Here is a 5140-nt window from a genome sequence, read left to right as displayed (position 1 = left end):
GACTATGCCCACATCGACCACGGCTATGCCGCGACCATCCATAAGGCCCAGGGCATGACGGTCGACCGCACCCATGTGCTGGCAACGCCGGACATGGATTCGCACAGCAGCTACGTGTCCCTGTCGCGACATCGGGATGGGATGGAACTGCATTACGGCAGCGAAGACTTCGCGACCCGCGAACGACTTGTCCGCGCGCTGTCACGCGACCGCACCAAGGATATGGCGTCGGATTACGACCAGATCGACCCGGCGCAACACTATGCCGAGCGACGCGGGATCAGCTTCCGTCAGCGTGTGGTCAAGATCGTGCGCCGGATCGTTCCGGAGAAGCTTCGCGACGGGATTGAAAGGATGCTGGACGGGTTGCGCTCGCCCGGACAAGCAGAGCCCGGCCAGGACCGTGCGTACAGGCCGAAAGGGGGAGAGGTTGGAACGCAAAACGGCGATGCCGGCGCCGAACCAGGAAGGGAAGCGGGCACCAGGGGAGCGCAACGCGGAGCGGATGCGTTGTTGGACGAGGAAGCGGCGTTGCGCAGAGCTCGCACGAAGGCTCTCGTGCGCCACGCGCGAGCGCTCGATGCTATTATCAGCAACGGAAATGTGGACGGGCAGGGTAGTCCCGGGCAGATGCGCGAATTGAGGGATGCACGCAACGCGTTCGATAAGGTTCGGCCGCATGGCTGGCGCGATGCCGAAGCGGCCTATATCAAGAATCCCGAGCTGGTTCGTGAAGCGGGAGCCGGTAGCGTCAACCGTATCGTGCTCGCTCTCCAGCTTGAAAGCGAAATCCGCACCGGACCGGAAGCCGATCCGACCCGCCGGGCCGACCGTTTCGTGGAACGCTGGCAGAAGCTCCACCGGACAAGCCAGGACCAATACCAGGCTGGCGACATGTCCGGTTACAAGTCAACCCGCTCGGCCATGTCCGACATGGCCAAGAGCCTCGAGCGCGATCCGCAACTGGAATCGCTTCTTGCAAACTATAAAAAGGCGCTTGGCGTCGAAGTGGAGTCCGGCCGGCGCCTGGGCGCGGAACTCGCGTTCAGCCACGGTATTGGCATTGGGCGTGGCATGGGCATCTAAACTTATTACGAAATGGCATGTCGAGCGTGTCGTCGACGAAGGTAGTTCCCATCGACAACGACGATGATGACCATGAATGAGATGGAGTCGTCGAACTCTCCCTTGGTAAGGGAGTAGTCTATCGCTGCATACCGGCGGATTTTTCGCTGCGATATCAGGCGCTTGCTCGTTCGCCGTTTTCGGCAGTGGTGTGAGCTGGTGCACGTGTAGTGCCCGGTCCGCATCCGCTGCCGGCCTCATTCGATGTAAGCCGGTCCGTCCTTTTTCACCGGTCCCCACATGCCTCCGGTGAAACTATCGCTGTCGGCGATCTGCAGGACGTTCGGCGGATCGTCGCGGTATTTCTTGCCAAACCAACCTTCGTATTCGAGTTGGATCGGAAATTCGGCTTGAGCCTTCCAAAAGCTCTTCTTCGGAATCCTATGTGTTAGGCCAAAAGAGCATGTCGTCTGCGCGCCGTTCTGAAGAAGGCGGATCACCATCGAGGACTCAAAACAGGCCAGCCAAAGGCCGCGTGCCTCGGCATCGGCGCCAGCGCCAAGGGCAGCCTCGAGCGCCGCCTGGTCTCGTACTATCAACCTGATGTTCTTGGCTGGGATCGACCCCGAATTCAGTACCACCAGATTATAGGCGATCGCCTCGTTACCTCCGTCATGCGTCTGAACCATCGCCGTTACGATCGGTCGGAACTGGCGCCGCCAAAAGAAGATCGATAGCCCGAACGCCAGGATCGCGACGACTAAGGCTACTACGGATACCGCGAGTTCGGCTGTCATCGTCGCCTAATCGCTCCATCGGATTTTGCTGCCGCGAAGGTGCTGTGTGTCGGCTGCGAACTGGATTTGCGCTATGATGAAGGCCTTTTCGACGCCCGGCGCGACCGCGGCGATCAGGGCATCGAGGGGAAGGACGCAATGCTTCGGGCCAGGAATGGATAGATTGAAGCCAGTGGGATAGCGCAGGTCGTAATCCTGATTGACATGGGCGAGCTGGATCGCCAGCGCTTTCATCATCTGGTCGGCAACCACAAGGCCTTGCTTTTCGCACTCAGCGAACACTTGTCCTGTGTCATGTCGCAATGGTCTTTTGCCAAGCTTGCTCTTCGGCGTGCCCTTCGCCACCAGATATGATTTGAGAATGACCTCCACGGCATGCGCGAGGAGGAAATAGGCCGGATAGCTAAGACCGGGTTCGTTACGCTCGGCAAGGATCTGGAACGCTTGATAGTAGGATCTTCCCCGCTTCAGCAGCTCGCCGGCGTAATCCCCCAAAGGCTGGGGCATCTCCCATAGGTTGGCCGATACCTGGTTAAGCGCGACGGTCGCCGCCATATATGGATCCCCTACTCGCTGGCTGAGGCGCGATGCGATCGGCCGCCGCTTACCTTACACCTCATCTTCATCCTGCTGCTGACTGTGAAGGTCATCAATCAGGATGTCATCAATGACTGAAAGAGCCAGACGGGCATCGATCTCGGGAATGCAATCCTTATGAATGATCTGAGTGAAAAGGCGTTGAAGCTTTTGCCGACGGTCGTAAGCGTCCATCTGCCTCCAGTCCAAGTTTACGGCTCCATACGTTTTCATATGACCATAGTCGTGCTGCGGCAGTGGAGCGGTTGTGACCATGATCGTCCCCGCCATAGGGCGGTCATGGAAGGGCGGCCTGTCAGGCGTCCAGCAGATCACAGTGTCTTTTGCAAGCATAGAAGGCTCCCCCATGTCGCGATGGACTCGAGTGTCGCAGGAAAGAATTGGCACCGCAATTCGGAGGCGTACCGCTTCCGGTCTTGATCTACTGGAAAAAGGAGATCACCTTCGACAGGGAGGTTTCAATCATGCCCGACGAAATGAAAGTGCTTCTCCGGAAAAATGTCGACTTTCGGGACGATCCCGGTCCGCCGCTCGACAGGCGTTACGAGACCGTCACCGTGCACACAAGCCGCGAACCCTTCGTTTTCGTTGGCGAAGGCGACACCGCACGTCACGTTTTCGACTACATCCGCCGAGCCCACTCCAAGAGTGGGTCGTCCAAAAAACTGAGAGACTGCCACGCGGCCGTCAAGGCGGACGGAGGCGCAAGGTCTGATGTTGTCTTTGCTTCGGGCTAACTTCACCGCATAGGTTTTTGCACCCGGAGGGTTTCATTAACCGCCTAGAGCAATACCGACGGCAATTCCGATGCCGATCGCCACGCCGGTTACTAGGTTCCTTGCCAAGCGAATCGTCCAGGCCGTCGCGGCGGCTCGCCAATTCGATCTCGGCTGAGTCTCTGCAGGCCGATCAGCTCATCAAAAACGTGTTCCATGGTGATTTCTCTCCTTCGGGCGATTCCGGTGTAGATCGGCGCCTAGCGAAGTCGAGTTGTGTAGACATGCTGTAGATCAGCCTATTTTCGGCCGTTCCTGAAAACTCTGAAACCGTTGGAAATGATTGGCTCCCCGGGCCGGATTCGAACCAGCGACCAACCGGTTAACAGCCGGTTGCTCTACCACTGAGCTACCGGGGAACGGATGCTCTATGTGAGTGGCGCAGCCTATAGCTGCCCTTTTCGGCTTTGCAAAGAAGCTTTTCACATTTTTCCGAGGCTTTTTCGCGCAGGCCTTTCTCGCAATCGTCGACGGTTGCCCTCATATTAGCCGTCTTGGCAGGGATATGGAACCGAAAGCGCGGCGGCGGCTTTGGTTCCAGCATGCTTGCGAAAAATCAAACGGGTCAATTTTTCGAGACGATGACAGCACAAGACAACCAGATGCCGGCGCGGAAAATCTCCGTTTTCGGGCGCGAGTTCAAAATGCCGCGCTCGCGCGGGCTCAGAATCACGATCGGCATCCTGCTGACCATCGGCGGTATCCTCGGTTTCCTGCCGATCCTCGGCTTCTGGATGGTTCCGCTCGGATTGCTGGTGCTGTCCTATGAATTCGCCATGGTTCGCCGTCACCGGCGTCGCTTTGTCGTCTGGTGGGAACGGCGTCGCCGGCCCGATTGACCGCCGATAGCGCAGGGTGGGTGTTCAACGGGCGGCGTGTTCTTCCAGTGCCTCATGGATCTGCTTGAGAATCGCCGCGGCCGAGGCAAGCCTTGCCCTGTCGTGCGGCGACAGGCTGTCCGCACCTTCGATGGACAGACGGTCGATTGCGTAATGCAGAAGCTCTCCGCATTGTAGCAGGGACAGGCCGGACGAGGCACTCGTATTTGCTGCCATTGTCCGGCGCATGGCTCTTCCTCCTGCCATGTCCAACGCACGGGCCGCCGATGAGTTTCTCCTCCGGGCAGGCTATGCTTAATTGTCCGCTAATGGAGCGGTCAGGCCCGGTCCGACGATTTGCCGGATGCCGTCCGGACTGACGCGAGGAAACCGTTCGGAATGCACGGTGGCCGCTTGACGGCATTTTCGCCGCAACCTATTGGAACCGGGTGGAACGCCGGGAGCAATGAGGCCTCGTGGCGGAGTGGTTACGCAGAGGACTGCAAATCCTTGCACCCCGGTTCGATTCCGGGCGAGGCCTCCAATGCCCGGGCCCCCGCGCGGCAGCGCAGGGGCCTGAAGTTCCTGACACAATGGACCGCGGTTCTGGCGCGGCAAGCGGATTGGTTGGGACATGAGCGCTGATTTCTCCGAACTACGCGTCAAGATGGTCGACGGCCAGGTCCGCACCACCGATGTGACCAGCGCGCCGCTGCTTGATGCAATGCTTGTCATCCCAAGAGAGATGTTTGTCGGCGCCGCCCAGCGCGATCTCGCCTATATCGACGAGGACATCCGCATTGCCGCCGGCGCGGACGGCGCACGCTACCTGATGGAAGCATCCCCGTTGGCCAAGCTTATCCAACTGGCCGAGATCAATCCGACCGATTCGGCGCTCGATGTCGGTTGCGGAACCGGCTACGCCTCGGCCATCCTGTCGCGGCTGGCCAGGTCCGTGGTGGCGCTTGAGAGTGATTCGGCGCTGGCGGAAACCGCCAGATCGACGCTTTCGTCGCTGGGCTGCGGCAATGTGACCGTCGTCCAGGGTGCGCTGCCGCAAGGGCATGCCGCCCAGGCGCCTTATGAC

The 5140-nt window shown here is 59.4% G+C and carries 7 protein-coding genes, 2 tRNA genes and 1 pseudogene; 5 read left to right on the top strand and 5 right to left on the bottom strand.

What is annotated here, in order from left to right; all coding sequences use genetic code 11:
• Nucleotides 1-1086, top strand: a pseudogene (locus tag EN964_RS23745) (Ti-type conjugative transfer relaxase TraA); the annotation flags it as partial.
• 236 nt (nucleotides 1087-1322) lie between these two features.
• Here EN964_RS23745 and EN964_RS23740 read toward each other — a convergent pair.
• The 3 genes from EN964_RS23740 to EN964_RS23730 are packed head-to-tail and all read right to left on the bottom strand — an operon-like array spanning nucleotide 1323 to nucleotide 2792.
• Nucleotides 1323-1862 (bottom strand): hypothetical protein, encoded by a 540-nt coding sequence (locus tag EN964_RS23740; RefSeq protein WP_127266662.1) that lies wholly within the window; start codon nucleotides 1860-1862, stop codon nucleotides 1323-1325.
• A 6-nt stretch (nucleotides 1863-1868) separates the two neighbouring features.
• Nucleotides 1869-2417, bottom strand: coding sequence for a hypothetical protein (locus EN964_RS23735; protein WP_127266663.1), 549 nt, complete (start codon nucleotides 2415-2417; stop codon nucleotides 1869-1871).
• A gap of 54 nt (nucleotides 2418-2471) precedes the next feature.
• Nucleotides 2472-2792 (bottom strand): hypothetical protein, encoded by a 321-nt coding sequence (locus EN964_RS23730; protein WP_127266664.1) that lies wholly within the window; start codon nucleotides 2790-2792, stop codon nucleotides 2472-2474.
• Nucleotides 2793-2923: 131 nt separating this feature from the next.
• Here EN964_RS23730 and EN964_RS23725 point away from each other — a divergent pair, with 131 nt between their 5' ends.
• Nucleotides 2924-3196: a hypothetical protein gene (locus EN964_RS23725; RefSeq protein ID WP_127276783.1), complete on the top strand. Its 273-nt coding sequence runs from the start codon at nucleotides 2924-2926 to the stop codon at nucleotides 3194-3196.
• 323 nt (nucleotides 3197-3519) lie between these two features.
• Here the strand turns inward: EN964_RS23725 and EN964_RS23720 are convergent.
• Nucleotides 3520-3594: transfer RNA gene (locus EN964_RS23720), tRNA-Asn, on the bottom strand.
• 222 nt (nucleotides 3595-3816) lie between these two features.
• Between EN964_RS23720 and EN964_RS23715 the strand changes: the two genes are divergently transcribed.
• Nucleotides 3817-4074 (top strand): hypothetical protein, encoded by a 258-nt coding sequence (locus EN964_RS23715; protein ID WP_024503836.1) that lies wholly within the window; start codon nucleotides 3817-3819, stop codon nucleotides 4072-4074.
• Between the two features lie 24 nt (nucleotides 4075-4098).
• On the opposite strand, the gene EN964_RS23710 is transcribed toward EN964_RS23715, so the two are convergent.
• Nucleotides 4099-4302, bottom strand: coding sequence for a hypothetical protein (locus EN964_RS23710; RefSeq protein WP_127267807.1), 204 nt, complete (start codon nucleotides 4300-4302; stop codon nucleotides 4099-4101).
• Between the two features lie 221 nt (nucleotides 4303-4523).
• On the opposite strand from EN964_RS23710, the gene EN964_RS23705 reads away from it, so the two are divergent.
• Both EN964_RS23705 and EN964_RS23700 read left to right on the top strand, forming a co-directional pair.
• Nucleotides 4524-4597 (top strand) — tRNA-Cys (locus tag EN964_RS23705).
• Nucleotides 4598-4687: 90 nt separating this feature from the next.
• The coding region (locus tag EN964_RS23700) for a protein-L-isoaspartate O-methyltransferase (protein WP_164775955.1) at nucleotides 4688-5140 on the top strand (453 nt) is incomplete at its 3' end.

This window comes from Mesorhizobium sp. M7A.F.Ca.CA.001.10.2.1, from assembly GCF_003998575.1.
GTDB lineage: Bacteria > Pseudomonadota > Alphaproteobacteria > Rhizobiales > Rhizobiaceae > Mesorhizobium.
This window is presented reverse-complemented; position numbering and strand designations above follow the sequence as displayed.

Bases quoted from the DNA above. Each gene is read 5' to 3' on its own strand.
- EN964_RS23740 (WP_127266662.1), bottom strand. From the start codon at position 1,862: ATGACAGCCGAACTCGCGGTATCCGTAGTAGCCTTAGTCGTCGCGATC.
- EN964_RS23730 (WP_127266664.1), bottom strand. From the start codon at position 2,792: ATGCTTGCAAAAGACACTGTGATCTGCTGGACGCCTGACAGGCCGCCC.
- EN964_RS23725 (WP_127276783.1), top strand. From the start codon at position 2,924: ATGCCCGACGAAATGAAAGTGCTTCTCCGGAAAAATGTCGACTTTCGG.
- EN964_RS23710 (WP_127267807.1), bottom strand. From the start codon at position 4,302: ATGCGCCGGACAATGGCAGCAAATACGAGTGCCTCGTCCGGCCTGTCC.
- EN964_RS23715 (WP_024503836.1), top strand. From the start codon at position 3,817: ATGACAGCACAAGACAACCAGATGCCGGCGCGGAAAATCTCCGTTTTC.
- EN964_RS23735 (WP_127266663.1), bottom strand. From the start codon at position 2,417: ATGGCGGCGACCGTCGCGCTTAACCAGGTATCGGCCAACCTATGGGAG.